Consider the following 26,335-nt stretch of genomic DNA (forward strand, 5'->3'; position numbering starts at 1 on the left):
CTGAGAGAGTCATACGGCGGAGATGTCCAGCCCCAATTCAGCCAATACCCGCTTGCGCGAATCGTCATCGGCGAGGGCATTTTCAATGGCCTTTCGAAAGCTCGGCGTGTTGCCCAGCGGCCCCTTGAGCGCCACAAGTGCATCGCGCAGGTCCATGAGCTTTTTCAGCTCGGGTATCTGCTCAACCAGCTGTGCAGGATTGAAGTCCTTCATCGAATTGATCCTGACCCGGATCGCCAACTCGTCAGGTTCGGCTGAATCCTGCAGCCGGTTGGGGACGCTCAAGGCCAGGCTCAAGGCCTGCTTGGCCAGCACCTCGTCGAGGCTGTTCTTGTCGATGCCGACGGGCTTGCGGTCTTCGAGCTTGCGCAGGTCTTCACGCTGGGTGAAGTCACCAAGCACCAGCAATTTCAGCGGCAGCTCGACCTCTTCCTGCGCAGTGCCGACGGCGGGTTTGAACGTGATATTGATGCGTTCCCTGGGGGCTACCGAACCTTCTTTCGCCATGGTGTTTCTCCTTTTTCGGGGGGCTCGAAAGCCTATTCAAGTACCGCTTCGAGATCGAAGTGGCACAGCCTGCGATGGACATCTTCCTTGCGCTCACGCACGGAATGGCTCTGGGGCAATACGTCACAGCAGCCATGCAAGAGCTGCAGCACTTCAACCGCCAGCTCGGGCTCCCAGCGCTGCAGACCTGATTGCTGCAGCTCGTGGTCCAGGTGATCGAGCTGGACTTTGGCCAGGTCATGCTTGCCTGCCAGCAAACACAACCTGGCCAGGCCAAGCCGCCAATGAAACCGGGCACGATCACCTGTTGCGGTTTGCATGCCCTGCTTGAGGGACCGCACAGCCACCTTGAACCCGTCCTTGCGCAGCACGGGCATGACGTGGTGCAACGCTTTGTCCCAAGGCGCAGTCGGGGCATCAGGTGCCGACCTGAGTGGGACCGGGGCTTGCAAATAGCGGGCAACCTGGGTGTTGATCCAGCCACGGGTGACGTCGTCGGCGAAGGGTGTTCCGTCGTGGAAGCGCAGCTGTGCAAGCCCCGGCAAGCGCTGGAGCAACAGCGCGAAGTGCACTTCCAGCTCGGTCATGGCCAGGTCGGCCTGGAGTGCCTGCAGGCACTCCCACACCCGGTACAAGCCGTCGAACCAGAAAGGTGCTCCGGCCAGGCTGCCCTCAAGCTCCAGCAGCAGGTCGGTATGCTGCCCTTGGGCAAAGCGCTCCTGGTACCGCTTGAGCTTGTCGGGCGCCGGCCCGCGCAAAGGCGTTACCTGTTCGCTGTCACAGTCCGGAAGACTGGTGATCGTCAGCCAGGTCAACGTTCGGTTCAGACGCAGTGCGCGCAGGTCAGTGGCATTCTGGCGCTGCCACCAGGCCGACAAGGGCCGGGCATGTTCCTGCAGCGTGCGCAGCAGCTTGTGGGCGTCCTTTTCGTTTTCCACAATGGGCTCGGGCGCCATCAACTGAGTCGCGACCTGTCTGATATGGGCGATCACCCCTGTGCTACCGCCTGCTGGAGGTTCGCTTTCGGTGGACTGTTGCAATCGGTCCGACAGCTGCCTGCGAACCGGCAGTAACAGTGGCGCATCTTCGAGAAGGTGTTCGGTCCACAACTCGTCCAGCCGCGCCAGGTGTTCGAGCATGCAGTGGAACAAGGGCCGCTGATCCTTGAGCGAAACAGGTTGTGCAAGCACCTGCTCGAGGCGCGGGACCAGCCAGCCAAAGGCGGCACTGCGGGTACGCAGCTTGCCCGGATAAACGACCGCCCAATGATGCTCACAGAGGTAGCGCAGCAATCCGAGGCCTGCGAGTAGCCCGGGGAAGGACTCGCGCTGATGCAAGGCCCAGGTCAACCAGACAGCGACCCGCAAGTCCTTGGACTGGTGGCGTAACAGCGCCTCGCTTTTTTCCACGACCCATTGCCAGTCAGGCTGACTGTTTCCGTGAATGGAGTGCGCCTTGCCCAGTTCAGTTTCAAGCGCCTCATACTCGGTCGAAAAACGCATATCGGCCCCCGCATAACTCGTTTTCGAGTTGGGTGCCTGCGCAAGTTCGAGGTAATAATCGGAAAGCCTGTCTGAGTAAACCATTATGGGCCGCACTTTACTTTCCTGAACATGTTCAGTGAACTAATGGCCATTCAAGCGCACATCAGGACATTGATTAAAGTTTGCCTTCCCTACGAGAAGAGCACGAACCTTATCCATACAAAAAGCATTGTTCAAGCCACCAAATAGCAGTTAAGGAGTTTCCTACAAGAATAGAAAAATCGCCGACGCGCAAGAATTTGCGCAGCCAAGGCGCCAGGCATCATCATGAATGACGTGAACTCTGCGAATAACACCTCCCTTCAACATGAGCAACTAACTGCACACTCCTGCGCAAACAAATACAACTAAATCGAATTAAAACCTTTAATGCCGCTCAAAATAAAAACCGATAAAACCTTAACCCCCTGCTTTCATTGACGCTCGAACTTTCCGGCACGCTTCTTGATATCGAGCATTACCCGGCCGGCAAGTCCGTCGGCCGGGACGACCTCATTTATCAGGCAAGGAAAACCGTCATGCCAACACCCGCGTATCTATCCATCACCGGCACCAAGCAAGGCTTGATCACGGCAGGCACGTTCACCCAGGACTCGGTCGGCAACATTTACCAGGAAGGCCATGAAGACCAGATCCTGGTGGAAGCATTCCAGCATCAGGTGATCATTCCCCGTGACCCGCAATCCGGCCAGCCCACCGGCCAGCGTGTGCACAAGCCCCTGATGATCAGCAAGGTATTCGATAAATCGTCGCCATTGCTGTTCAGCGCATTGACCTCCGGGGAAATGGTCAAGTGCCGCCTTGAGTGGTACCGAACCTCTTCAGCCGGAACCCAGGAACACTACTTCACCATCGAGTTGGAAGACGCGATCCTGGTGGACATCCAGTCACGGATGCCCAATTGCCAGGACCCGAACAACGCACACTTCACGCACCTGGAGGATGTGTATTTCACTTACCGGAAAATCGTCTGGACCCATGAGGTCTCCGGTACCTCTGGCTCTGATGACTGGCGCAGCCCGGTAGCCGGCTAAGCAGCCACCGAAACAGAAACGGCATCGCCATGGACGGCACCGTTTCTGTCGGCCACTAGACCATCGCCAGCGGATGCTTGCGCTTCGGCGCCCCAAAAACCCGGTCAATCGCGTCCAGGTCGTGCTCATCCAGCACCAGCTTCGCCGCTGCGGCATTGAGCCGGACATGCTCTGGCGTAACAGCCTTGGGAATCGCGATCACCCCGTCCTGGCGCAAGACCCAGGCCAGGGAAACCTGGGCGGGTGTGACCTCGTGGCGACGGGCAATTTGCTTGAGGGTCGGGCTGGCCAACAGCTCGCCACCCTGGGCGATGGGACAGTAGGCCATCAAGGGTAAATTGTGTTGCTGCCACCATGGCAGCAGGTCGAACTCGATGCCGCGCTCCTCGATGTTGTAGAGCACCTGATTGGTGGCACAGGCCGGGGAAGCCAGCTCCTGCAGGTCTGCCACATCAAAGTTGGACACACCCCAACGACCGATCTTGCCTGCCTCACGCAAGCGCTCGAAGGCTTCTACCGTTTCTTCAAGGGGGTATTGCCCACGCCAATGCAACAGATACAGATCAATGTAGTCGGTGCCCAGGCGCTGGAGGCTGGCCTCACATGCACGTGGAATGCCCTTGTGGCTGGCATTGTGCGGGTACACCTTGCTGACCAGGAACACCTGGTCGCGCTTGCCGCGAATCGCCTCGCCGACGACTTCTTCGGCACCGCCTTCGCCATACATTTCAGCGGTATCGATCAGGGTCATGCCCTCATCGATACCCAGTTGCAACGCGGCCACTTCGGCGCTGCGCTTGCCGGGATCCTCGCCCATGCGCCAGGTCCCCTGGCCGATGACAGGGACGGGTACGCCGGCCAGATCAATGGTGCGCATGACAACCTCCTGATGAATTTGCGAATTAACAGTGTGGCACCGACTGGACAAAAGGGTTCAATCGAAGGAAGGTGGCCCTTTCCATCCCAGCCATAGAAAGGGCCTGCAATGCTGTTTGTGGTCATGTTGGGGGGTAAGCACCCCCGGGCGAAAATCGAAGTGCATGATGTGGTGTTCGCCGTCGCCGACACCCTGGAAGCCGCCTACCCGCAACTGCGCGAGGGCTGGTTTGGCAGCCAGAAAGGTGTGCATATCGACTCCTGGATGACGGTGGATGGCGTTGACGGCTGGAAAGTCCAGCTCAGCCACCTGGCGCCGAACGCCGGGGCGCCGCGCCTGTACTTCATCAACCTGGGCGGGTATGAATCGAACGTCTTTGGCGAGGCACACCACTACCTGCTGGTGGTTGCGCGCACGGCCAGGGAGGCGGCAGCCCAAGGCAAACAGCAGATGCTCACGCACTGGACGCAATCCCACACCGACGGCGTACTGGATATCGACGACTGCCTGCCCATCGACCTGGTAGACGGGCGCTACATCCACCTGGAACCCGGCGTACACCGCCCGGTCATCACGCGAAACGACTACATCGTACTGCCCTGACCGCCTCCTACCCGAACAGGGTATGGCGCCCCACCCGCCACCTGCCTGAAAGTGCAATCAGCCCCTCGGCCTGACAACAAGCACAACATCAAGGTGGGTTCGCCATGCATAAAGCCGTTATCGCCCTGTTCAGCGCTGTCTTGCTTGCATCAACGTCCGTCAGCCAGGCCGCTGACGACCCGGGCAACACCTTGCGCATCTACAACTGGGCCGATTACATCGGGGAACACACCCTCGCCGACTTCGAGAAAGCCACCGGCATCAAGGTGATCTACGACACCTACGATTCCTACGAGACCGTGCAGGGCAAGCTGCTGTCCGGGCGTTCGGGCTATGACCTGGTGGTGCTCAACGCGTCCCTGGTGCCGCTGCTGATCAAGGCCAAGGCCTTCCAGCCCCTCAACAAAGCGCTGCTGCCGGACTGGAACAACCTCGACCCGCAAGTGCTGAAAAGCCTGGAAACCCATGATCCGGGCGTGACCTATTCCGCGCCTTACACCTGGGGCAGCAATGGCGTGACCTACAACATCGACAAGATCAAGGAACGCATGCCAGATGCGCCCATCGGCTCACTGGCGATGATCTTCGATCCCAAGATCGTTTCGCGCTTCGCCGACTGTGGCATCACCTTCATGGACTCCCCTACCGACATGATCCCGCTGGCCCTGACCTACCTCGGCCTGGACCCCAACAGCGTGGCGCCCAAAGACCTCAAGGCCGCTCAGGACGTGCTGATGGCCGTGCGCCCGTACATCCGCCAATTCGACTCCAGCGGTTTTATCAACGGCCTGGCCAATGGCGAGCTATGCATGGCCACCACCTGGTCCGGCGACTACGCCACGTCCCAGGCCCGGGCGGCGGAAGCCGGGGCCAAGGTCAACCTGGGTTACTTCATCCCCAGGGAAGGCTCGCTGATCTGGTTCGATAACTTCTACATCCCGGCCGACGCACCCCATGTGGCGAATGCCCACAAGTTCATCGAGTTCCTCCTGCAACCGCAAGTGATCGCCGGCGTCAGCAACACCATTCACTACGCCAACAGCAACCTGGCCTCCAAGCCCTTTGTAAATGCCGATATACGCGACAACCCGGCCATCTACCCGGACTCGGCGACGATGCAACGCTTGTTCACCCAGAAAAGCCAGTCCCAAGCCGCCGTGCGCCTGATCACCCGTACCTGGAATGCCGTGAAGACCGGCAAGTGAAACCCAGCCATTGAAGGTAAACGCCATGACCCTGCCAAATCCTGACTTTTTCGCCCAGTTCGACCACGACCAACTGGACGCCGCCGACAAGGCCCATTACATGCACGGTTTTCATATGTTCGACGAACACCGTGAACAAGGCTCACTGAATATCGCGGCGGGTGACGGCGCCTACATCTACGACACCGCCGGCAACCGCTACCTGGATGCGGTCGGCGGCATGTGGTGTACGAATATCGGCCTGGGCCGCGAGGAAATGGCAGACGCCATCGCCAACCAGGTTCGCCAGCTGGCGTACTCCAACCCGTTCTGCGACATGGCCAACGTCACCGCTATCGAACTGTGCGCCAAGCTTGCCAGCCTGGCTCCCGGCGATCTTGATCATGTGTTCCTGACCACCGGCGGTTCCACGGCTGTCGATACCGCCTATCGTCTGGTGCAGTTCTATCAGAACAGTCGCGGCAAGCATGAGAAGAAACACATCATCTCGCGCTTCAGTGCGTATCACGGCTCGACGTTCCTCACGATGTCCATCGGCAACAAGGCCGCCGACCGCGCGCCGGAATTCGATTTCATGAGCGACTTGTTCCACCACATTTCGTGCCCCAACTACTACCGGGCGCCGCAGGGCATGAGCGAGGCGCAGTTCCTCGATTTCCTGGTGGATGAGTTCGAAGACAAGATCCTGACCATCGGCGCCGACAAAGTGGCCGCGTTCTTTGCCGAACCGATCATGGGCTCGGGCGGCGTGATCATTCCGCCCAAGGGTTACCACCGGCGCATGTGGGAAGTCTGCCAACGTTATGACCTGCTCTACGTGGCGGATGAAGTGGTGACGTCCTTCGGCCGGCTGGGAAAATTCTTCGCCTCCCAGGAAGTGTTCGACATGCAACCGGACATCATCACCACCGCCAAGGGCCTGACGTCCGGCTACCTGCCGTTGGGCGCGTGTATTTTCTCGGAGCGCATCTGGCAAGTGATCGGCGAGCCGGGCAAGGGCCGCTGCTTTACCCACGGGTTCACCTACAGCGGCCACCCGGTGAGTTGCGTGGCGGCGCTGAAGAACATCGAGATCATCGAGCGGGAAAACCTGCTGGCCCATGTCGAAGACGTCGGCGTGTACCTCGAACAGCGCCTGCAAACCCTGGCCAATCTGCCGCTGGTGGGCGACGTGCGCTGCCAGCGGCTGATGGCCTGCATTGAGTTCGTCGCCGACAAACACACCAAGGCGCTGCTGCCGGACGCGGTGAACATCGGCGAGAAGATCCACCTGCGGGCCCAGGCCAAAGGCTTGCTGGTACGGCCCATTGGCCACCTGAATGTGATGTCGCCGCCGCTGATCATCACCCATGCCCAGGTGGATCAAGTGGTGGAAATCCTGCGCCAGTGCATCCTCGACACCGCCGAAGAGCTGCGCCAGAGCGGCGAGTATCAAGGCCGATGAGCCTGGGCGCCCCGGTGCTTTTGCCGGGGCCCTGGCCGGCGGGTAGACTGGCCGGCATGAACGAGCATGCCGATCACTGCCCTGCCCCGTCCTTCCAGGTGCTTGACGCCTGGAATGGTGCGTTGGCCCACGCCTTCGCCAGCGTCGACGAAGCGTCATTCCTTGAACACCTGGCCTGCGCCCTCAGTGCGCTGACCCCTATCGAATCGATGATGATCAGCCTGGAGCGCCAGGGCCAGGCGCCACACTTGCTCTACCAGCAAGGCATCCCCCGGCCGCACTACGAAGAGATCATCAACCGTTACTTCTCCCGGGGCTACCTGCTGGACCCGTTCTGCCTCGCGGTAGACAAGGGCCTGGCCGAAGGTTTCTACCACCTGGCGCAGATCGCCCCGGACGATTTCTTCAACAGCGAGTACTACAAAACCTACTACCTGCGCAGCGGCGGCGCCCAGGAGAGCTACTACATCGTCGACCTGTGCCCCAACAGCAAGATTTCGTTGTGCATGTTCCAGGGGCTGAGTGCCGGCCAGTTCAGCGACGAACAACTGGCACTGCAACGAACCGCCCAACCCATCGTGCGCGAACTGCTACGCCGCTTCGGCACCACGGGCGGGCTGTGCAAGGTGATCAGCGACGAGGCCTTCACCCAGACCCAGGTGCATCAGCAGATTGAAGCGGCGTTCATGCATTTTGGCAGCGGCGTATTGACCGTGCGCGAACGGGAAATCGCCCACCTGATATTGCGCGGGCACTCGGTGAAATCCACCGCGCAGGTGCTGGGCATTTCCCCGGAAACCGTGCGCATGCACCGCAAGCATTTGTATACCAAGCTTGAAATCAACTCCCAGGCGGAGCTGTTTGCGCTGTTTATCGATTGGCTGACCCACAGCGGCGTAATGGCCCGATCCTGACCGTCCAGGCAACCCAGGGGAACTTTGCCAGGAAATAACCACCTGAATCCGGTACGCTCAGCATTTTTACCCAAGGAGATACCCCTCATGGCCAAAGCCACCGCCCGTCACATCCTCGTTGCCACCGAAGACAAGTGCAACGAACTGAAAGCGCAAATCGAAGGCGGCGCCGACTTCGCCGAAGTTGCCAAAGCCAACTCGTCCTGCCCGTCCAGCCGTCAAGGCGGCGACCTGGGTTCGTTCGGCCCGGGCCAAATGGTCAAGGAATTCGACACCGTCGTATTCAGCGCCCCGGTCAACACCGTGCAAGGCCCAGTGAAAACCCAGTTCGGTTATCACCTGCTGGAAGTAACCAGCCGTCAGGACTGATCCAGTCCGCGCTAATGTTTAAAACAACGGCCCACCCTTTGGTGGGCCGTTGTGCATCTGTGACAGTGTGATGACTGGCGAGGCGTACGCGCATAGCGTACAAATCCCTTTACCTCTTCACCCGGCGCCCAAGGCTGATAATGCGAGTCGCTTTTTCTACCCTGTTTTGCTCCACCCTGGCCCTGTTGCTGGCCAGCACCGCCGTGATCGCCGCGCCGCAATCGGCATTGACCGTGTACGGCGAGCCGGCCAAATACCAACCCGGCTTCACCCATTTCGACTACGCCAACCCCAATGCCCCCAAGGGCGGCAGCCTGCGGCGTTCGGCGATCGAAATCGGGCGCTACGACCATGTACTGCCTTATGGCGACAAAGGCATCGGGGTCAGCCAGGTCGACGGCTGGCTGTATTCGCCCCTGGCCCTGCGTTCGCTGGACGAGCCCTACACGGTCTACGGCCTGGTGGCGGAAAAGATGGAGCGGTCAGACGACGGTCTGTCCCTGCGTTTCTACCTGAACCCCAAGGCGCGCTTCGCCGATGGCCAACCGATCACCGCCGAAGACGTGCGTTACTCCTTTGACCTGCTGATGACCCAGGGCAGCCTGCGCTACCGCACGCTGTTCGCCGACGTCAAACACGTCGAAGTCGAAGGCCCGCGCCAGGTGCGCTTCGATTTCGCAAGCAATGAAAACCGCACCCTGCCCCTGGATGTCGCGACCCTGCCGGTGTTCCCCGAACATTGGTGGAAGACCCGCAACTTCGCCGACGGCGGCGGCTACGAGATTCCCCTCGGCAGCGGCCCCTACACCATCAGCAAGGTGGATGCCGGCAACACCATCACGTTCAAGCGTGACCCGAACTGGTGGGGCAAAGACCTGCCCATCAGCCGCGGCCTGTACAACTTCGATCACCTGAGCCTGGAATACTTCGGCGACACCGAAGTCGCGCGCCAGGTCCTGCGGGGCGGTGCCTACGACTTCAACCGCGAATTCTCCGCCACCGGCTACTCCATCGGCTACAACGGCCCGGCCCTCGATGACGGCCGTCTGCAACGCGCGCACCTGGCCAAGGAGGCACCGCAGCCGGCCCAGGGCTACGTGTTCAACGTGCAAAAACCGATGTTCAAGGACCGCCGCGTGCGCCAGGCCCTGGCCATGCTGTGGGACTTCGAGTGGGCCAACCGGCAGATGATGCGCAACATGTACATCCGCCAGCAAAGCTTCTTCTCCAACAGCCCGCTGGCAGCGACCCAACTGCCGGACGCCCAGGAGCTGGCGATTCTGGAACCCCTGCGCGGGCAGATTCCCGACGAAGTCTTCACCCAGGTGTTCAAGGCCCCCACCACCGACGGTACCGGGATGATCCGCGACAAGCAGCTGCAAGCCCTGGCCCTGCTGGAACAGGCCGGCTGGAAGCCCGACGGTGACAAGCTGGTGAATGCCGAGGGCGAGCCGCTGGAGTTCACCTTCCTCAACGCCCAGAACGGCCTTGAGCGCCTGTTGTTGCCGTACAAGCGCAACCTGGCGCAGATCGGCATCACCCTCAACATCCGCCGCATTGACTCCTCGCAATACGTCAACCGCCTGATGGCCCGGGACTACGACATGATCGTCACCGGCTTCCCGGTTACCACCTCGCCGGGGATGGAGCTGTACAACTACTTCGGTTCGGCCGCCGCGTTTGATACCGGCGCCAACAACTACATGGTGCTGAAAGACCCGGCCGTCGACAGCCTGATCAACGGCCTGGTCAAGGCCGATACCCAGTCGCTGATGCTCAGTTACGCCCACGCCCTGGACCGCGTGCTGCAATGGAATTACCTGTGGATCCCCAACTACTACCCGCCGGGCACCTCCGCCGCGTGGTGGAACCGCTTCGGCCGCCCGGCCGTGGAAGCCAAGACCGATGAGGCCCTGGAAACCTGGTGGGAAATCAGCCCCACACCGCTCACTAACGAGCAGATGAAAGCCGAACTGACCAAACGCCCGGGAGCCCGCTGATGTTTGCCTATATCGTGCGGCGCTTGCTGCTGATCATTCCCACCCTGGTTATTATCCTGCTGGTGAATTTCGTTATCGTGCAGGCCGCGCCCGGCGGGCCGGTGGAACAGGCCATCGCCCACCTGCAAGGCATCGGTGGCGGTGGCGTCGGCGGCTCGTCTGCCGAAAGCCTCAGCAGCGGCTCCCGGGCCAGCCGTGGCCTGGACCCGAAACTGATCAAGGACATCGAAAAACAATACGGCTTCGACAAGCCCGCGCCGGAACGCCTGTGGCTGATGCTCAAGAGCTACGCCCAGCTGGACTTCGGCAACAGCTTCTTCCGTGGCAAAAGCGTGACCGACCTGATCCTCGAAAAGATGCCGGTGACCATTTCCCTCGGCCTGTGGGCCACCTTGATCACCTACCTGGTGTCGATCCCGCTGGGCATTCGCAAGGCGGTGCGCCATGGCAGCAGTTTCGATGTGTGGAGCAGCACCGCGATCGTGATTGGCTATGCGATGCCGGCGTTCCTGTTTGCGATGTTCCTGATCGTGGTGTTCGCAGGCGGTACTTCGTTGAACTGGTTTCCGGTGCGCGGGCTGGTCTCGGAAAACTTCGACCAGTTGAGCACCGTCGGCAAGATCGCCGATTACTTCTGGCACCTGGTACTGCCGGTCAGCGCCCTGGTGATCGGCGGTTTCGCCACCTTGACCATCCTCACCAAAAACTCGTTCCTCAATGAAATCACCCGCCAGTACGTGGTCACCGCCCGGGCCAAAGGCTTGAGTGAACGCCGGGTGCTTTACGGGCATGTGTTCCGCAATGCCATGCTGCTGGTGATCTCGGGGATTCCCCAGGCATTTATCGCGGTGTTCTTTGCCGGTTCGCTGCTGATCGAGGTGATCTTCTCCCTCGACGGCCTCGGTCGCATGAGCTACGAAGCTGCAGTTTCACGGGATTATCCGGTGGTGTTCGGTTCATTGTTTATCTTCACGCTGTTTGGCCTTTTGATAAAACTCATCGGTGACCTCTGCTACACCCTGGTGGACCCGCGTATCGACTTCGCCGCGAGGAACGCCTGATGCTCAAGCTCTCTCCCGTGGCCCGTCGGCGCTTTGAACGCTTCAAGAAAAACCGCCGCGGCTGGTGGTCGCTGTGGCTGTTTATCGGCCTGTTTATCCTGACCCTCGGCGGCGAGTTGATCGCTAATGACAAACCCCTGGTGCTCAGCTACCAGAACGAACTGTATTTCCCGGTGTTCAAGCGCTACACCGAGCAGGAGTTCGGCGGGCAACTGCCGTTCCAGGCGGATTACCGCAGTGAATACGTGCAGAACCTGATCAAGAAGGACGGCGGCTGGATGCTGTTCCCGCCAATCCCGTTCAGCGACGACACCCCCAACTATGAGCTGACCCGCCCTGCCCCCAGCCCGCCCTCCAGCGTGAACTGGCTGGGCACCGATGACCAATCCCGCGACGTGCTGGCGCGGGTGATCTTCGGCGCCCGGGTGTCGATCCTGTTTGCCCTGGCCCTCACCGCCATCAGCGCCGCCATCGGCATCGCCGCCGGTGCCTTGCAGGGATATTACGGCGGCTGGGTCGACTTGCTCGGGCAACGAATATTGGAAGTGTGGTCCGGGCTGCCGGTGCTGTATCTGTTGATCATCCTGTCAGGGTTTGTCGAACCGAATTTCTGGTGGTTGCTGGGGATCATGGCGCTGTTTTCCTGGCTGGCCCTGGTGGACGTGGTGCGCGCCGAGTTCCTGCGGGGGCGCAACCTGGAGTACGTCAAGGCCGCGCGGGCGTTGGGCCTGGGGGACGGCAAGATCATCCGCCGGCATATCCTGCCGAATGCGATGACCGCCACCCTGAGCTACTTGCCGTTCATTTTGACCGGGGCGATTTCTACCCTGAGCGCCCTGGATTTCCTCGGTTTCGGCATGCCCGCCGGCAGCGCGTCACTGGGTGAGCTGATCGCCCAGGGCAAGCAGAACCTGCAAGCACCATGGCTGGGGCTGACCGCGTTTTTCACCCTGGCGCTGATCCTGTCGTTGCTGGTGTTTATCGGCGAGGCGTTGCGTGACGCCTTCGACCCACGCTCATGAAGGCCGTTGAGATGACTGAAAACCTGATCGAGATTCGCGACCTGAGTGTCGCCTTCAACGGCCAGACCGTGGTGCGCAAGCTGTGCCTGGACGTGCGCCCCGGCGAGTGCCTGGCACTGGTGGGCGAGTCGGGTTCGGGCAAATCGGTGACCGCCCATTCGATCCTGCAACTGCTGCCCGAAGCCGGCACCGAAACCACCGGCTCGGTGCGCTATCGCGGCCAGGAACTGCTCGGCGCCTCGCCCGCCACCCTGCAAAAACTGCGGGGCAACCGGATTGCGATGATCTTCCAGGAGCCGATGACGTCCCTGAATCCGCTGCACAGCATCGAGAAGCAGATCGGCGAAACCCTGCTGTTGCACAAGGGCCTGGGCGGCAAACAGGCCCAGGCGCGGATCCTCGAATTGCTCGAACTGGTGGGCATCCAGAAGCCCCGGGAACGCCTCAAGGCCTACCCCCACCAACTCTCCGGCGGCCAGCGCCAGCGGGTGATGATCGCCATGGCCCTGGCCTGTGAACCGGAACTGCTGATTGCCGATGAGCCGACGACTGCACTGGATGTGACGGTGCAGCGCAAGATCCTGCTGCTGCTCAAGTCCCTGCAACAACGCCTGGGCATGTCGCTGCTGCTGATCAGCCACGACCTCAACCTGGTGCGCAGCATTGCCCAGCGGGTGTGCGTGATGAAGGCCGGGGAAATTGTCGAACAGGCGGATTGCGAAACCCTGTTCTGCGCCCCGCAGCACCCTTACAGCCGCCTGCTGCTGGATGCTGAACCGGCAGGCATCGTCTTGAATCACGAGGCGCGGGAGACGGTGTTGCAGGTGGATAACCTGAGTGTGCAGTTCCCGCTGGGCGGCGGACTGTTCCGGCGCAAGCAGTACCTGCAAGCGGTGGATGGCATCAGCCTGGAGGTACAGCGCGGCAAGACACTGGGGATTGTCGGCGAGTCCGGCTCGGGCAAATCCACCCTGGGCCAGGCGATTCTGCGGCTGCTGGATTCCAGCGGCGCGATTCGCTTCCAGGGCGAGGCCCTCGACGGCCTGACGCAAAAGCAGATGCAACCGTGGCGCAAGCAGATGCAGGTGGTGTTCCAGGACCCGTTCGGCAGCCTCAGCCCGCGGATGTCGGTGGCGCAGATCATCAGCGAAGGCCTGGAAGTGCATGCGCCGTGCAGCCTCAAGGACCGCGAAGCCCAAGTGATTCGCGTGCTGGAAGACGTGGGCCTGGACCCTGCCAGCCGCCATCGCTACCCCCATGAATTCTCCGGCGGCCAGCGCCAGCGCATCGCCATCGCCCGTGCGCTGGTGCTCAAGCCGGCGCTGATCCTGCTGGACGAACCCACCTCGGCGCTGGACCGTACCGTGCAGAAACAGGTGGTCGCCCTGCTGCTTGAGCTGCAGGAAAAGTACGGCCTGACGTACCTGTTTATCAGCCATGACCTGGCGGTGGTGCGGGCCCTGGCCCACGACATGATCGTGATCAAGGACGGCAAGGTGGTGGAACGCGGGCCCAGCGATGAAGTGTTTGCCGCGCCTCAACACCCTTACACCCGGGAACTCCTCGCGGCGGCGCACCCATGAGCACCACTGGCAGCCTCAAGGATTACCAATACGTTCGCGGCCTGGCGATCCAGTCGCTGTTCGAGATCATCGAGCAGTCCAGCGAAGGCACGGTGATTGTCGACGGTGACGCGAACATCGTCTGGATGAACGAGCGCTACGCCAAGCGCTTCGGCCTGAAAAGCGCCGACGAAGCCATCGGGCAACCCTGCGAGCAGGTGATTTCCAACAGCCTGTTGCGCCAGGTGGTGCGTAACGACCAGCCGATATTGCTGGATATCCAGGACACGCCCAAAGGCCCGCTGGTGGTGATGCGCCTGCCGATCCATGACGACGCCGGCAAGGTGATCGGCGCCATCGGGTTTGCGTTGTTTGATGAGCTGCGCAACCTGTCGCCGCTGATCGAGCGTTACCTGAGCATGCAGCAGGAACTGGCTTCCACTCGGTCGCTGCTGAGGTCGCGGCAGAGTAAATACAACTTCGCGCACTTTATCGGCACCAGCGCGGCCAGCCTGGAAGTCAAACGTCGGGCGCGGCGCAGTGCGAGCGCGGAGTCGCCAGTGTTGCTGCTGGGGGAAACCGGGACCGGCAAGGAGCTGCTGGCCCAGGCGATTCACGGTGCATCGCCTCGCGCCCATAAAGCTTTCGTCAGCATCAACAGCGCAGCCATCCCGCATGATTTGCTGGAGGCGGAATTCTTCGGCACGGCGCCCGGCGCATTTACCGGTGCCGACCGCAAGGGCCGCCCCGGCAAGTTGCAGATTGCCCAGGGCGGCACGCTGTTTCTGGATGAGATCGGCGACATGCCGCTACCACTGCAAAGCAAATTGCTGCGGGTGTTGCAGGAGAAAGAGTTCGAGCCGGTGGGCTCCAACGAGATGATCCACAGCGATGTGCGGGTGATTGCGGCCACGTCCATGGACCTGGAAGCGGCAATCAAGCGCGGGGAGTTTCGGGCGGACCTGTATTACCGGCTGAATGTGCTGCCGATCCAGGTGCCGCCGTTGCGCGCGCGGCTGGATGATTTGCCGGCGTTGAGCGAGGCGATTCTGGAGGAGTTGCGCAGCCAGCATGAGCTGGACCGCGAGGCCTTGGCGTTATTGGCGCAGCATGCGTGGCCGGGGAATATCCGCGAGCTGCGCAATGTGCTGGAGCGGGCGGCGCTGTTGAGTGATGACCTGGTGCTGGATGCCAGTGAAATTCGCGCGGCGATTGGTACGTTCAGCCCGGTTGAGCAGAGTTCGGTAGAGACCGTTGAGGGCGAGAGTTTCAGCGCGGCCCGGGAGCGGTTTGATCGGCAGGTGATTGGGGCGGCGTTGAAGCACTGTGAGGGGAATGTGGTGGAGGCAGCGAAGCGGCTGGGGCTGGGCCGGTCGACCTTGTACAAGAAAATGGTTGCCTTGGGCATCGCCTAGTCTCCAAAAAGAGACACAATTCCAAATACAGAGAAAATCCAATGTGGGAGCGGGCTTGCTCGCGAATGCGGTGTGTCAGTGCCTGAATTACTGCCTGATACACCGCATTCGCGAGCAAGCCCGCTCCCACATTTGATCTCCAGCAGTCTCAAATTCGGGACAAAACTTGAGAACACTCTCACAGATCAAGAATTTCTCTATATATTTCAACAGGTTAACAACTTGGCACACATCTCGCTAAAGACCCTCCCCACCGCCTCACCCCCACAAAAATAACAATCAGATGGAGACACACCATGAGTGTGATCATTGCCCTCGCCGCCCTGGCGCTGCTGATGCTGGCCGCCTACCGTGGCTACAGCGTCATCCTGTTCGCCCCCATCGCCGCCCTCGGCGCCGTGCTGCTCACCGACCCTTCCGCCGTCGCTCCCGCGTTCACCGGGGTGTTCATGGAGAAAATGGTCGGCTTCCTCAAGCTGTATTTCCCGGTATTCCTGCTCGGTGCGGTGTTCGGCAAGCTGATTGAAATCTCCGGCTTCTCGCGCTCCATCGTCGCCGCCGCGATCCAGTTGCTCGGCACCCGCCAGGCGATGCTGGTGATCGTGCTGGTGTGCGCCCTGCTGACCTACGGCGGCGTGTCGCTGTTCGTGGTGGTGTTCGCGGTGTACCCGTTTGCGGCCGAGATGTTCCGCCAGAGCAATATCCCCAAGCGCCTGCTGCCGGCGACCATCGCCCTAGGCGCGTTCTCGTTCACCATGGACGCCCTGCCCGGCACGCCGCAGATCCAGAACATCATCCCCAGCACCTTCTTCAACACCACCGCCTGGGCCGCGCCGTGGCTGGGGCTGATCGGCACGATCTTCGTGTTCTGCGCCGGCATGCTGTACCTGGCCCGCCAGCGCAACAAGGCCCAGCGCGCCGGTGAAGGCTATGGGACCGAGCTGCGCAACGAGCCGGAAACCGCCGAAGACATCAAGCTGCCCAATCCTTGGATCGCGCTGTCGCCGCTGTTGCTGGTGGGCATCATGAACCTGCTGTTCACCCACTGGATTCCGCTGTGGTACGGCAAGACCCACACCCTCAGCCTGCCGGGCATGAGCGCGCCGGTGCAGACCGAAGTCGCCAAGCTCACGGCAATCTGGGCGGTGCAGGCGGCGTTGCTGGTGGGGATTATCGTGGTGCTGGTGTTCGGCTTCTCGGCGATTCGCAGCAAGCTCGCCGAGGGCAGCAAGAGCGCGGTCAGCGGTGCATTGCTGGCGGCGATGAACACCGCTTCGGAATACGGTTTTGGTGCGGTGATCGCCTCGCTGCCGGGCTTCCTGGTGCTGGCGGACTGGCTCAAGGGCATTCCCAACCCACTGGTCAACGAAGCGATTACCGTGACCCTGCTGGCCGGCATCACCGGTTCCGCCTCGGGCGGCATGAGCATCGCGCTGGCGGCCATGTCGGAGAGCTTTATTTCAGCGGCCCATGCGGCCAATATCCCCCTTGAAGTACTGCACCGGGTCGCGGCCATGGCCAGCGGCGGCATGGATACCCTGCCCCACAACGGCGCCGTGATCACGCTGCTGGCGGTCACCGGGCTGACCCACCGCGAAGCCTATAAAGATATTTTCGGCATCACGATCATCAAGACCCTCGCGGTGTTCGTGGTGATTGGTACTTTCTACGCCACCGGCGTTGTGTGAGGTTGATATGACGACATTGAACGGCAAGACCGCCCTGGTCACCGGTTCCACCAGCGGCATCGGCCTGGGCATTGCCCTGAGCCTGGCAAAGGCCGGCGCCAACCTGATCCTCAACGGCTTCGGCGATGCCAGCGCGGTGATCGCCCAGGTGCAGGCCTTCGGCGGCAAGGTCGGGCATCATCCGGCCGACGTCAGCGACCCGGCGCAGATCGCCGAGATGATCGCCTACGCCGAGCGCGAGTTTGGCGGCATCGACATTCTGGTGAACAACGCCGGGATCCAGCATGTGGCGCCGGTGGACGAATTCCCGGTGGAGCGCTGGGATTCGATCATTGCGATCAACCTGTCGTCGGTGTTCCACAGCACGCGTTTGAGCCTGCCGGGCATGAAAGCCAAGGGTTGGGGGCGGATCGTCAATATCGCCTCGGTGCATGGGCTGGTGGGTTCGGTGGGCAAGGCGGCTTACGTCGCTGCCAAGCACGGGGTGATCGGGCTGACCAAGGTGGTGGGCCTGGAAACAGCCCAGAGTAATGTCACCTGCAATGCCATCTGCCCGGGCTGGGTGCTGACGCCGCTGGTGCAGAAGCAGATTGATGACCGGATTGCCAGCGGGGTTGACCCGCAGCAGGCGCAGCAGGATTTGCTGGCGGAGAAGCAGCCGTCGCTGGAGTTCGTGACACCGCCGCAATTGGGGGAGCTGGTGCTGTTCCTGTGCAGCGAAGCCGGCAGCCAGGTGCGGGGCGCGGCGTGGAATATCGACGGTGGCTGGCTGGCCCAGTAAACGACGATTCCCAAGACACCGCAGCTCAAATGTGGGAGCGGGCTTGCTCGCGAATGCGGTGTGTCAGTTAACACATCTGGAACTGACCCACCGCATTCGCGAGCAAGCCCGCTCCCACATTTTGATCGGTGTCGTTAGATAGATCAGATAATAAAAAAGAGATTTCCTTATGTCCGAAATACTCTGGCAACCCTCCCCCGAACGCATCCACAACACCCGGATGGATCAGTTCCGGCGCTTCATCAATGATCGCCATGCCTTGCAGATCAGCGACTACCCGGCCCTGCACCAGTGGAGCATCGACCAGCGCCCGGACTTCTGGCAGTCGATTGTCGAGTTTTTTGAGGTGCAGTTCCGCACGCCGCCCAGCGCGGTGCTGATCGAAGACGCCGAGATGCCCAGCGCCCAGTGGTTTCCCGGCGCTACCCTGAACTTTGCCGAACACCTGCTGCGCCGCCGCGACGATCACCCCGCCGTGGTCGCGATCAGCGAAGACGGCCAGCGCGAGCAACTGACCTACGCCGAACTGGCCCGCCATGTCGCCGGCCTGCAGCGCAGCCTGCGGGCGGCCGGCGTGGGCGTGGGGGACCGGGTGGCCGCGTGCATGCCCAACACCTGGCAAACCCTGGTAGGAATGCTCGCCACCACCAGCCTCGGCGCCATCTGGTCGTGCTCCTCGCCGGACTTCGGCACCCAGGGCGTGATCGACCGCTTCGGCCAGATCGAACCCAAGGTGCTGATCACCTGCGCCGGTTACCGCTACGCCGGCAAGGTCATCGACCAAAGCAGCAAGCTCAATGAAATCCTCGAACGGCTGCCGTCCCTGCAACAATTGATCATCGTGCCGTATGCCCGCCCGCAGGCGCGTCCCGAGGATTATCAGACCCGGGCCCACGTCGCACTCTGGGACGACTTCTACAGCCCCGGCGGTGAGCCCGATTTCGTCGCCGTGCCCTTCGATCAGCCCCTGTACATCCTCTATTCCAGCGGCACCACCGGCGTGCCCAAGTGCATCATCCACGGCACCGGCGGCGTGCTGCTCACCCACCTCAAGGAGCACGGCCTGCACGCCGACCTGTCGCGGGACGACTGCCTGTTCTACTACACCACCTGCGGCTGGATGATGTGGAACTGGCTGGTATCGGTACTGGCCATCGGCGCCACGGCGGTGCTGTATGACGGCTCGCCGTTTCACCCCGGGCCGGAACGCCTGATGGACCTGATCGACCAGGAAAAAATCAGCGTGTTCGGCACCAGCCCCAAGTTCCTTGCCATCCTGGAGAAGGCCGGGCTGCAACCGCGGCTGAGCCATGACCTGGGCAGCCTCAAGGGCCTGATTTCTACCGGCTCGCCGCTCTCACCCCAGAGCTACGACTACGTGTACCGCGAGATCAAGCCCGAGCTATGCCTGTCGTCGATGTCGGGTGGCACCGATATCGTGTCCTGCTTCGTGATCGGCAACCCGGTGCTGCCGGTGCGCCGTGGCGAGATGCAGTGCAAGAGCCTGGCAATGGCTATCGAAGTGTGGGACGACCAGGGCCACCCGCTGGTGGGCGAAAAGGGCGAACTGGTGTGCACCCGGCACTTCCCGGCAATGCCCATCGGCCTGTGGAATGACCCGCACCAGGAAAAACTGCGGGCCTCGTATTTCAGCCAGTTCCCCGGCGTGTGGGCCCAGGGCGACTACGCCGAACAGCGACCCAATGGCAGCCTGTTGATCCATGGCCGCTCGGATGCGGTGCTCAACCCCGGAGGGGTGCGCATCGGCACCGCGGAGATCTACCGCCAGGTGGAAAAAGTGCCTCAGGTCCTGGAAAGCCTGGCCATCGGCCAACGCTGGCAGGATGACGTGCGAGTGGTGCTGTTTGTGCGCCTCAACGATGGCATCGAACTGGACGACGGCCTGGAGCAGCAGATCCGCCAGGTGATCCGCGCCAACACCACGCCGCGCCACGTGCCGGCGAAGATTCTCGCGGTGACGGATATCCCGCGCACCATCAGCGGCAAGATCGTCGAGCTGGCGGTGCGCAACGTGGTGCATGGCGAGGCGGTCAAGAACACCGACGCACTGGCCAACCCCGAAGCGCTGGAGCAATTTCGTGATCGCCCGGAGCTGGCAGAAAGATGAAACGTTTTAGCCTTTAAGCACTCATTTGAAGACAAACCCCTCAAGCATGCTATTTTTCGAGGGTGGAAAGCCGGCCCCGGGTCGCGGGATAATCGGCTTTTGTCATTCTTCAAGCGTTACGCGCAGGGCATTTACATGAACGTATCACCCACCGGCAGCGAGGCCGCAGCACTGATTGCGCGGCTGGACTGGGCACGAAGCCCCCTCGGTGACGCCATTGATTGGCCGCAAAGTCTCCGTACCGCCGTCGACATCGTGATCCATTCACCGATGCCGATGCTGTTGCTGTGGGGCGCCGAACTCACCCAGATCTACAACGATGGCTTCGCGATGCTGGCCGGCAACAAGCACCCGGCCGCCTTCGGCCAACCGGCTGACCTGATCTGGCCTGAGCTCAAGCCGTTTACCGACCCGATCTACAGCGCCGTCCTCATGGGCCAGGTGCGCACCTTCACCGAGCAGCGTTTCGTCCTGCAGCGCAACGACCGCGACACCGAGATCTGGCTCGACCTGACCTACAGCCCGATCCGCGACGAGCGTGGCGAGGTCGCCGGGATCCTGATTACCGCCATCGAAACCAACGAGCGCCGGCGCATCGCCCTGGAACTGCAGCAGCGTACCGAGAACAGCCTCAAGGCCCAGCGCAACACCGAGCAGCGCCTGCAGCTGGCCCTGGCCGCCACCGATGCCGTGGGCACCTGGGACTGGGATATCGGCGAAGACCGCTTTATCGCCGACGCTCATTTCGCCCAACTGCACGGTGTTGACCCATGCGACGCCGACCTGCTGCCCATCAGCGACTACCTGCAAGGCGTGCACCCCGAAGACCGTGGCATGGTGGCCCGCAGCATCAAGCACTGCATCACCCACGGCACCGAGTACGCCGAGGAATACCGCCTGCAGCGCGCCGACGGCGAAGTGCGCTGGGTGTTTGCCCGGGGCCGTTGCTACAAGGATCACCATGGCCGACCGGCACGTTTTCTCGGCGCCGCCCTCGACCTGACCGAACGCAAGCACACCGAACAGGCCCTGCGCCAAAGCCAGACCGAGCTGCAACTGATCATCAACGCCATGCCGGTGCTGATCGGTTATGTCGACCACGAGCAGCGTTTTCGCCTGAACAACAGTGCCTATCTGGAATGGTACGGCATGACCCCGCAGGAGTTGTACGGCAAGAGCATCCGCGAAGTCGTGGGCGACGAAATCTATGCCGGGCGCGTCGACAAGATCGAGGCGGCGCTCAAGGGCAAGGCCTGCAGTTTCGTTACCGTCACCCCGCACCATGACGGGCGGCCACGCCACGCGCTGATGAAGTACCTGCCGCGTTTCAGCGCTGACGGTTCAGTCAACGGTTTCTATATTTTTGTAATCGACGAGACCGAGCGCAAACTCACCGAGGAAGCCCTGCGCCACCTCAACGAAAACCTCGAAGAGCGCGTCAGCCAGCGCACCCAGGCCCTGGCCGAAGCCAACCAGCGCCTGCAAAACGAGATGTTCGAGCGCGAGCGTGCCGAAGACGCCCTGCGCCATGCCCAGAAGATGGAAGCGGTCGGCCAGCTCACCGGCGGCATCGCCCATGACTTCAACAACATGCTCACCGGGATCATCGGCAGCCTGGACCTGATGCAACGCTATATCGCCGCCGGGCGCAGCGACGAGATCGGCCGTTTCACCGACGCCGCCGTATCCTCGGCTCATCGCGCCGCTGCGCTGACCCATCGCCTGCTGGCCTTCTCCCGCCGCCAATCCCTGGACCGCAAGCCGGTCGACCCGAATCAATTGGTGGCGTCCCTGGAAGACCTGTTCCGCCGCACCAAGGGCGCGCACATCGAACTCAAGGTGCAACTGGGCACCGACGTGTGGCCAGTGAACACCGACGCCAGCCAGCTGGAAAACGCCCTGCTCAACCTGGTGATCAACGCCCGCGATGCGATGCCCGACGGTGGGCAATTGTGCATCGAGACCGCCAACAGCTACCTCGACGGCACCGACATCACCACCCTGGAACCGGTCAAGGCCGGCGACTATGTGATGCTCGGCGTGAGCGACAACGGCGCAGGCATGACCGCGAAAATCCTCGCCAAGGCCTTCGACCCGTTCTTCACCACCAAGCCCATCGGCCAGGGTACCGGGCTTGGGCTGTCGATGATCTATGGGTTTGCACAGCAATCCGGCGGCCACGTGACCATCCAAAGCGAACCGGGCCAGGGCACCTGCGTGCGCCTGTACCTGCCGCGCCTGCATGGCACGGCACTGGAGCGGACCACACCCGCTACCCAGGGCGAAGCCCCGGTGGCGCTGGAAGGCGAAGCCGTGGTGGTGGTCGAGGACGACCCGGCAGTGCGGATGCTGGTGGTGAATGTGCTGGATGAACTGGGCTACACCGCACACCAGGCGGCGGATGCACGGGCGGCGCTGCCGTTGCTGGAGTCCGACTTGCGCGTGGATTTGCTGGTGACTGATGTGGGCTTGCCGGGGATGAACGGCAGGCAACTGGCGGAAATCGCCCGGCAACACCGGCCGGACCTGAAGGTGCTGTTCATGACCGGTTACGCCGAGAAAGCCGCCGAGCGCCAGGGGTTCCTGGAGGAAGGCATGGACATGGTGGCCAAGCCGTTTTCGATTGACCTGCTGGCCAACAAAATCCGCAGCATGATCAGCTCAGAGGCTTGACTTCAGGCATAATCGCGCGCCGTTTCACATCAGGACCGATCAATGAAAGCCCAAGCCCGTCACATTCTGGTGAAAACCAGTGAGGAAGCCGAACAGCTCAAGCAGCGTATTGCCAAGGGCGAAGCGTTTGATGTGTTGGCCAAGAAGTACTCCACCTGCCCTTCCGCCAAGCGCGGCGGTGATTTGGGTGAAGTGCGGCCGGGGCAGATGGTGGGGGTGATTGATGCGGTGATCTTCAAGAAGCCCGTGAAGGTGGTTCATGGGCCGATCAAGAGCAAGTTCGGGTATCACCTGGTGCAAGTGTTTTACCGCGATTGATGGCTGAGCATTCCCACGCTCCGCGTGGGAATGCCTCACCTGACGCTCTGCGTCCGCTCTTGGGACGCAGAGCGTCCCTGGCTGCATTCCCACGCGGAGCGTGGGAACGATCAGCGTTAGTCTCGGGGAATGAGTGCACCCGGCACCTGAATCACCCGGCTCGCCAGCCGATGCCCGGCCAGTGCTGCATCCTGCGGCGAGCCGCCCTTGAGCCGACTGGCCAGGTACGCCGCACTGAACGAATCCCCCGCCGCCGTAGTGTCGACCACCTTCTCCACCACCAGCGCCGGCACCTCGAACCGCCCATCCTCCCAGCGAATCAAACACGCATCCGCCCCCCGCTTGAGCACCACCTCGGCAATCGTCGGGTACGCCGCAAACACCTGCTCGCTGTCTTCATAGCCGAACAACGCCCGTTCGTCATCCTCGGTCAGCAAGGCGATATCCACCTCGGCCAACACCGCGTGATACGCCGCGCGTGCGGCGTCCATGCTGGCCCACAGGCGTGGCCGGTAGTTGTTGTCGAACACCACCTTGCCGCCGCGCTTGCGGGTTTCGACCAGGGTTTCCAGCAGGCGCGCACGGCCCACTTCGCCCAGCACCGCCAGGGTGATGCCGCTGAAATACACCACGTCGTACGTCGGCAACGCTGCCAGGATCGGCTCGGCCGCCGGTGTGGTGAAGCAGTCGCGCACGGCCGCTTCATTGCGCCAGTAGAGGAATTTGCGCTCGCCGTTGGCATCGGTCTGGATGCAGTACAAACCCGGCAGGCGCCCGGGCAGGCGCTGAACCATGCCCAGGCCCAGGCCTTCTTCGGCCCAGTGCTTGCACATAGCATCGCTGAAGCTGTCATCGCCCAGGGCGGTGACGTAGTCGACGGTGCTCGGTTCACCCAGCTCGCGGCGCAGGTAGACGGCGGCGTTCAGGGTGTCGCCGCCGAAGCTTTGTTGCAGGCTGCCGTCGGCGCGGTGTTGCAGTTCGATCATGCATTCGCCGATCAGGGCGATGCGGGGTTTTGTGTTCATGCCTGGGGTCTCTCGATGTACTGGAGGGCCTCTTCGCGAGCAAGCCCGCTCCCACATTTGAATGCATTTCAACTGAAGGAACTCGGTCGAATGTGGGAGCTGGCTTGCCTGCGATGGGCGCGACTCGGTCTAGAAGCAGGTATGCAGGCTTTCGATCACCTGCAATTGCTCATCCACCAGATTACCCACTTGCCACTTGTCGAAGGTCAGGCACGGGTGGGATGTGCCGAAGGAGATGATGTCGCCAATGCGCAACTCAACCCCCGGTGCGACGACCATGAACGCATGCTGGTCCATCACGGCGGTGACCTTGCACGCGGTCACGTCATCACCCTCGGCTGGCAGCACGCCAGCCTTGTAGCGCTTGAGCGGCACCGGCAGGCCGGCGTCGTAGGCGACGTCGCGCTTGCCCAGGGCGATCACCGCAAAGCCCGGCTCCGGCAGCGACTGCACATGGGCCCAGACTTCCAGAGCCGGGCGCAGGCCTTCGTTGAGGTCGCTGCGACGATCCAGTACGCAGCACTGCGCGTCTTTGTAGATGCCGTGGTCGTGAGCCACGTAGCTGCCCGGGCGCAATACGCTGAGGAAGCGGCCAGCGGCGTTCTGGGCTTCGAAGGATTCGGCAATCAGGTCGTACCAGGCCGAACCCGAGGCGGTAATGATGGGCTTGGCCAGGTCGAAGGCGCCGCTGTTTTGCAGGTCGACGGCCAGGCGTACCAGGGAGGCGGCGAATTCGCGGATGCCACTGATGGCGTGCTCGCCATGGATCACCCCTTCGTAGCCTTCGATGCCGGTGAGGGCCAGCGCAGGCTGGGCCTTGATCGCCTTGGCCAGGTCGAGCACCTGCTGTTCGGTGCGGCAACCGCAACGCCCGCCGACCACGCCGTATTCAATCATCACGTTCAAGCGCAGGCCACGGGCGGCGAAGAACAGGCCCAGGTCGGCGACGTTGTCCGGGTGGTCGACCATGCAGTGGAAGTCGAATTCGGGGTCGGCCAGCAGGTCGGCGATCAGCGCCATGTTCGGCGCGCCCACCAGTTGGTTGGCCATCAACACCCGGCGAACCCCACCGGCGTACGCAGCGCGGGTCTGCACGGCGTTGGCCAGGGTGATGCCCCAGGCGCCCTGCTCGATCTGCCGCTGGAACAGCGCGGGCATCATGCTGGTCTTGCCGTGAGGCGCCAATTGCGCACCGCTGTTGCTGACGAAATCCTGCATCCAGCGGATGTTGTGTTCCAGGGCGTCACGGTGCAACACCAGGGCTGGCAGGCTGACGTCACGGACCAGATGTGCACCGATGGCGGCGGCGCCTTTTTCAACGGCATTGAAGGCAGACATAAGGGTTTCCTATTCGTTGATGCGACGGGCCAGGTTGTTCGCACTGTCGATCAGCACCCGGCGGTAGTCGTTGTAGTTTTTGATCGCATCGGCCCGTGGGGCGACGATGCACAGGGTCGCAATGCTGATGCCTTGGGCGTCCCGAACCGGGGCGGCAAAGCAGTGGGTAAAGGTGTCGGCGACACTGTCGAAGGAGAAGAATCCGTCGAGGGTGGCCTGACGGATTTGCCCGAGGAAGGTTTCCAGAGGCAGGCGCTGACCGTCCGGGAGGATGAAGTCGTCGTAGTCGATCAGGTCGATGATTTGCTGGTCGCTCAGGTGGCCCAGCAGCAGGCGGCCGGAGGCGGTCCAGGGGATCGGCGCGTTCTCGCCGATGTCTGAGGAAATGCGGAAATGCCGCTCGCCTTCGCGCATCAGGGCCACGGTGTATTTGCGGCCATTGAGCAGGCACATCTGGGCGGTTTCATGGGTTTGGCTGACGATTTCCTGCAGGGCGTGGTCGGCTTCGCGGGTCAGGTCGAAATGGCGCAGGTGGGCCTGGCCGAGGAAGTACAGCTGACGGCCGAGGTAGACGTGACCGTCCTTGCCGACGGTTTCGAGGATGCGCCGTTCCAGCAGCGAGGCCACCAATTCGTAGACCGTGGATTTGGGGCTGCCGATGCCGCTGGCGATGTCATTCGGGCGCAGGGGCTGGCCGATTTCCTTGAGGAAATCGAGGATATCGAACGCCCGGTCGAGGCCTTTGGCGCGGCGTTTGATGGTGTCTTCGGTCATGGCAGTCGTCGGTCCCGTTTGAAGATGTAGCTATCAACACAGACCCCCTGTGG

The 26,335-nt window shown here is 61.9% G+C and carries 21 protein-coding genes and 1 pseudogene; 16 read left to right on the forward strand and 6 right to left on the reverse strand.

Annotated elements, in window-relative coordinates; translation table 11 throughout:
- Positions 1 to 9: 9 nt before the first annotated feature.
- Together tssB and tssA are read right to left on the reverse strand one after the other, a co-directional pair.
- Positions 10 to 507: a type VI secretion system contractile sheath small subunit gene (gene tssB, locus HX824_RS22660; protein WP_177055104.1), complete on the reverse strand. Its 498-nt coding sequence runs from the start codon at positions 505 to 507 to the stop codon at positions 10 to 12.
- Positions 508 to 539: 32 nt separating this feature from the next.
- Entirely contained in the window at positions 540 to 2,093 is a 1,554-nt protein-coding gene (tssA, locus tag HX824_RS22665; protein ID WP_177055105.1) for a type VI secretion system protein TssA, read from the reverse strand.
- Positions 2,094 to 2,569: 476 nt separating this feature from the next.
- Between tssA and HX824_RS22670 the strand changes: the two genes are divergently transcribed.
- Entirely contained in the window at positions 2,570 to 3,085 is a 516-nt protein-coding gene (locus tag HX824_RS22670) for an Hcp family type VI secretion system effector (protein WP_003208034.1), read from the forward strand.
- A gap of 55 nt (positions 3,086 to 3,140) precedes the next feature.
- On the opposite strand, the gene HX824_RS22675 is transcribed toward HX824_RS22670, so the two are convergent.
- On the reverse strand, positions 3,141 to 3,962 hold the full coding sequence (locus HX824_RS22675) for an aldo/keto reductase (protein WP_003208032.1): 822 nt from the start codon (positions 3,960 to 3,962) through the stop codon (positions 3,141 to 3,143).
- Between the two features lie 108 nt (positions 3,963 to 4,070).
- On the opposite strand from HX824_RS22675, the gene HX824_RS22680 reads away from it, so the two are divergent.
- The 15 genes and pseudogenes from HX824_RS22680 to HX824_RS22750 form a co-directional block, all read left to right on the forward strand.
- Positions 4,071 to 4,565, forward strand: coding sequence for a DUF1543 domain-containing protein (locus HX824_RS22680; protein ID WP_003208031.1), 495 nt, complete (start codon positions 4,071 to 4,073; stop codon positions 4,563 to 4,565).
- A 104-nt stretch (positions 4,566 to 4,669) separates the two neighbouring features.
- Complete coding sequence (locus tag HX824_RS22685) at positions 4,670 to 5,770, forward strand: polyamine ABC transporter substrate-binding protein (protein WP_177055106.1); 1,101 nt, start codon at positions 4,670 to 4,672, stop codon at positions 5,768 to 5,770.
- A gap of 25 nt (positions 5,771 to 5,795) precedes the next feature.
- Entirely contained in the window at positions 5,796 to 7,214 is a 1,419-nt protein-coding gene (locus HX824_RS22690; protein ID WP_003208028.1) for an aminotransferase, read from the forward strand.
- Positions 7,215 to 7,270: 56 nt separating this feature from the next.
- Entirely contained in the window at positions 7,271 to 8,128 is an 858-nt protein-coding gene (locus HX824_RS22695) for a response regulator transcription factor (protein ID WP_102370284.1), read from the forward strand.
- Between the two features lie 87 nt (positions 8,129 to 8,215).
- Positions 8,216 to 8,497, forward strand: coding sequence for a peptidylprolyl isomerase (locus HX824_RS22700; protein ID WP_003208024.1), 282 nt, complete (start codon positions 8,216 to 8,218; stop codon positions 8,495 to 8,497).
- A 140-nt stretch (positions 8,498 to 8,637) separates the two neighbouring features.
- The gene (locus HX824_RS22705; protein WP_003208022.1) at positions 8,638 to 10,497 is read left to right on the forward strand and encodes an extracellular solute-binding protein; all 1,860 of its coding nucleotides are present in this window, start codon (positions 8,638 to 8,640) and stop codon (positions 10,495 to 10,497) included.
- A complete protein-coding gene (locus HX824_RS22710; protein WP_003208021.1) occupies positions 10,497 to 11,558 on the forward strand; it encodes a microcin C ABC transporter permease YejB in 1,062 nt (353 codons plus the stop codon). The genes HX824_RS22705 and HX824_RS22710 overlap by 1 nt, the downstream gene beginning before the upstream one ends.
- Positions 11,558 to 12,580, forward strand: a complete 1,023-nt coding sequence (locus tag HX824_RS22715; protein WP_003208019.1) for an ABC transporter permease — start codon at positions 11,558 to 11,560, stop codon at positions 12,578 to 12,580. The genes HX824_RS22710 and HX824_RS22715 overlap by 1 nt, the downstream gene beginning before the upstream one ends.
- Before the next feature lie 11 nt (positions 12,581 to 12,591).
- Positions 12,592 to 14,163, forward strand: coding sequence for an ABC transporter ATP-binding protein (locus HX824_RS22720; protein ID WP_008436992.1), 1,572 nt, complete (start codon positions 12,592 to 12,594; stop codon positions 14,161 to 14,163).
- On the forward strand, positions 14,160 to 15,557 hold the full coding sequence (locus HX824_RS22725) for a sigma-54-dependent Fis family transcriptional regulator (protein ID WP_003208015.1): 1,398 nt from the start codon (positions 14,160 to 14,162) through the stop codon (positions 15,555 to 15,557). Before HX824_RS22720 ends, HX824_RS22725 begins: the two co-directional genes overlap by 4 nt.
- Positions 15,558 to 15,853: 296 nt before the next feature.
- Positions 15,854 to 17,245 (forward strand): GntP family permease, encoded by a 1,392-nt coding sequence (locus HX824_RS22730; RefSeq protein WP_177055107.1) that lies wholly within the window; start codon positions 15,854 to 15,856, stop codon positions 17,243 to 17,245.
- A 7-nt stretch (positions 17,246 to 17,252) separates the two neighbouring features.
- Positions 17,253 to 18,026, forward strand: coding sequence for a 3-hydroxybutyrate dehydrogenase (locus HX824_RS22735; protein WP_008436986.1), 774 nt, complete (start codon positions 17,253 to 17,255; stop codon positions 18,024 to 18,026).
- Positions 18,027 to 18,195: 169 nt separating this feature from the next.
- Positions 18,196 to 20,154, forward strand: coding sequence for an acetoacetate--CoA ligase (locus HX824_RS22740; RefSeq protein ID WP_177055108.1), 1,959 nt, complete (start codon positions 18,196 to 18,198; stop codon positions 20,152 to 20,154).
- 135 nt (positions 20,155 to 20,289) lie between these two features.
- Complete coding sequence (locus HX824_RS22745) at positions 20,290 to 22,827, forward strand: PAS domain-containing protein (protein WP_023658930.1); 2,538 nt, start codon at positions 20,290 to 20,292, stop codon at positions 22,825 to 22,827.
- A gap of 27 nt (positions 22,828 to 22,854) precedes the next feature.
- Positions 22,855 to 23,145: pseudogene (locus HX824_RS22750) on the forward strand (peptidylprolyl isomerase); the annotation flags it as partial.
- Between the two features lie 116 nt (positions 23,146 to 23,261).
- On the opposite strand, the gene HX824_RS22755 reads toward HX824_RS22750, so the two are convergent.
- From HX824_RS22755 to HX824_RS22765, 3 genes are all read right to left on the reverse strand, one after another.
- Positions 23,262 to 24,170, reverse strand: coding sequence for a sugar kinase (locus HX824_RS22755; RefSeq protein ID WP_177055109.1), 909 nt, complete (start codon positions 24,168 to 24,170; stop codon positions 23,262 to 23,264).
- 129 nt (positions 24,171 to 24,299) lie between these two features.
- Positions 24,300 to 25,508 carry an amino acid deaminase gene (locus tag HX824_RS22760; protein ID WP_003208003.1) on the reverse strand — a complete coding sequence of 403 codons (1,209 nt, stop codon included), beginning with the start codon at positions 25,506 to 25,508 and terminating at the stop codon, positions 24,300 to 24,302.
- Between the two features lie 9 nt (positions 25,509 to 25,517).
- A complete protein-coding gene (locus HX824_RS22765) occupies positions 25,518 to 26,282 on the reverse strand; it encodes an IclR family transcriptional regulator (protein ID WP_003208002.1) in 765 nt (254 codons plus the stop codon).
- Between the last annotated feature and the right edge of the window lie 53 nt (positions 26,283 to 26,335).

Origin of the sequence: Pseudomonas sp. D4002 (genome assembly GCF_013385665.1) — a bacterium.
In the GTDB taxonomy this organism is placed as follows: Bacteria; Pseudomonadota; Gammaproteobacteria; order Pseudomonadales; family Pseudomonadaceae; genus Aquipseudomonas.

Coding starts and splice junctions, on each gene's coding strand:
- tssB (WP_177055104.1), bottom strand. CDS start 507: ATGGCGAAAGAAGGTTCGGTAGCCCCCAGGGAACGCATCAATATCACG.
- tssA (WP_177055105.1), bottom strand. CDS start 2,093: ATGGTTTACTCAGACAGGCTTTCCGATTATTACCTCGAACTTGCGCAG.
- HX824_RS22670 (WP_003208034.1), top strand. CDS start 2,570: ATGCCAACACCCGCGTATCTATCCATCACCGGCACCAAGCAAGGCTTG.
- HX824_RS22675 (WP_003208032.1), bottom strand. CDS start 3,962: ATGCGCACCATTGATCTGGCCGGCGTACCCGTCCCTGTCATCGGCCAG.
- HX824_RS22680 (WP_003208031.1), top strand. CDS start 4,071: ATGCTGTTTGTGGTCATGTTGGGGGGTAAGCACCCCCGGGCGAAAATC.
- HX824_RS22685 (WP_177055106.1), top strand. CDS start 4,670: ATGCATAAAGCCGTTATCGCCCTGTTCAGCGCTGTCTTGCTTGCATCA.
- HX824_RS22690 (WP_003208028.1), top strand. CDS start 5,796: ATGACCCTGCCAAATCCTGACTTTTTCGCCCAGTTCGACCACGACCAA.
- HX824_RS22695 (WP_102370284.1), top strand. CDS start 7,271: ATGAACGAGCATGCCGATCACTGCCCTGCCCCGTCCTTCCAGGTGCTT.
- HX824_RS22700 (WP_003208024.1), top strand. CDS start 8,216: ATGGCCAAAGCCACCGCCCGTCACATCCTCGTTGCCACCGAAGACAAG.
- HX824_RS22705 (WP_003208022.1), top strand. CDS start 8,638: ATGCGAGTCGCTTTTTCTACCCTGTTTTGCTCCACCCTGGCCCTGTTG.
- HX824_RS22710 (WP_003208021.1), top strand. CDS start 10,497: ATGTTTGCCTATATCGTGCGGCGCTTGCTGCTGATCATTCCCACCCTG.
- HX824_RS22715 (WP_003208019.1), top strand. CDS start 11,558: ATGCTCAAGCTCTCTCCCGTGGCCCGTCGGCGCTTTGAACGCTTCAAG.
- HX824_RS22720 (WP_008436992.1), top strand. CDS start 12,592: ATGACTGAAAACCTGATCGAGATTCGCGACCTGAGTGTCGCCTTCAAC.
- HX824_RS22725 (WP_003208015.1), top strand. CDS start 14,160: ATGAGCACCACTGGCAGCCTCAAGGATTACCAATACGTTCGCGGCCTG.
- HX824_RS22730 (WP_177055107.1), top strand. CDS start 15,854: ATGAGTGTGATCATTGCCCTCGCCGCCCTGGCGCTGCTGATGCTGGCC.
- HX824_RS22735 (WP_008436986.1), top strand. CDS start 17,253: ATGACGACATTGAACGGCAAGACCGCCCTGGTCACCGGTTCCACCAGC.
- HX824_RS22740 (WP_177055108.1), top strand. CDS start 18,196: ATGTCCGAAATACTCTGGCAACCCTCCCCCGAACGCATCCACAACACC.
- HX824_RS22745 (WP_023658930.1), top strand. CDS start 20,290: ATGAACGTATCACCCACCGGCAGCGAGGCCGCAGCACTGATTGCGCGG.
- HX824_RS22755 (WP_177055109.1), bottom strand. CDS start 24,170: ATGAACACAAAACCCCGCATCGCCCTGATCGGCGAATGCATGATCGAA.
- HX824_RS22760 (WP_003208003.1), bottom strand. CDS start 25,508: ATGTCTGCCTTCAATGCCGTTGAAAAAGGCGCCGCCGCCATCGGTGCA.
- HX824_RS22765 (WP_003208002.1), bottom strand. CDS start 26,282: ATGACCGAAGACACCATCAAACGCCGCGCCAAAGGCCTCGACCGGGCG.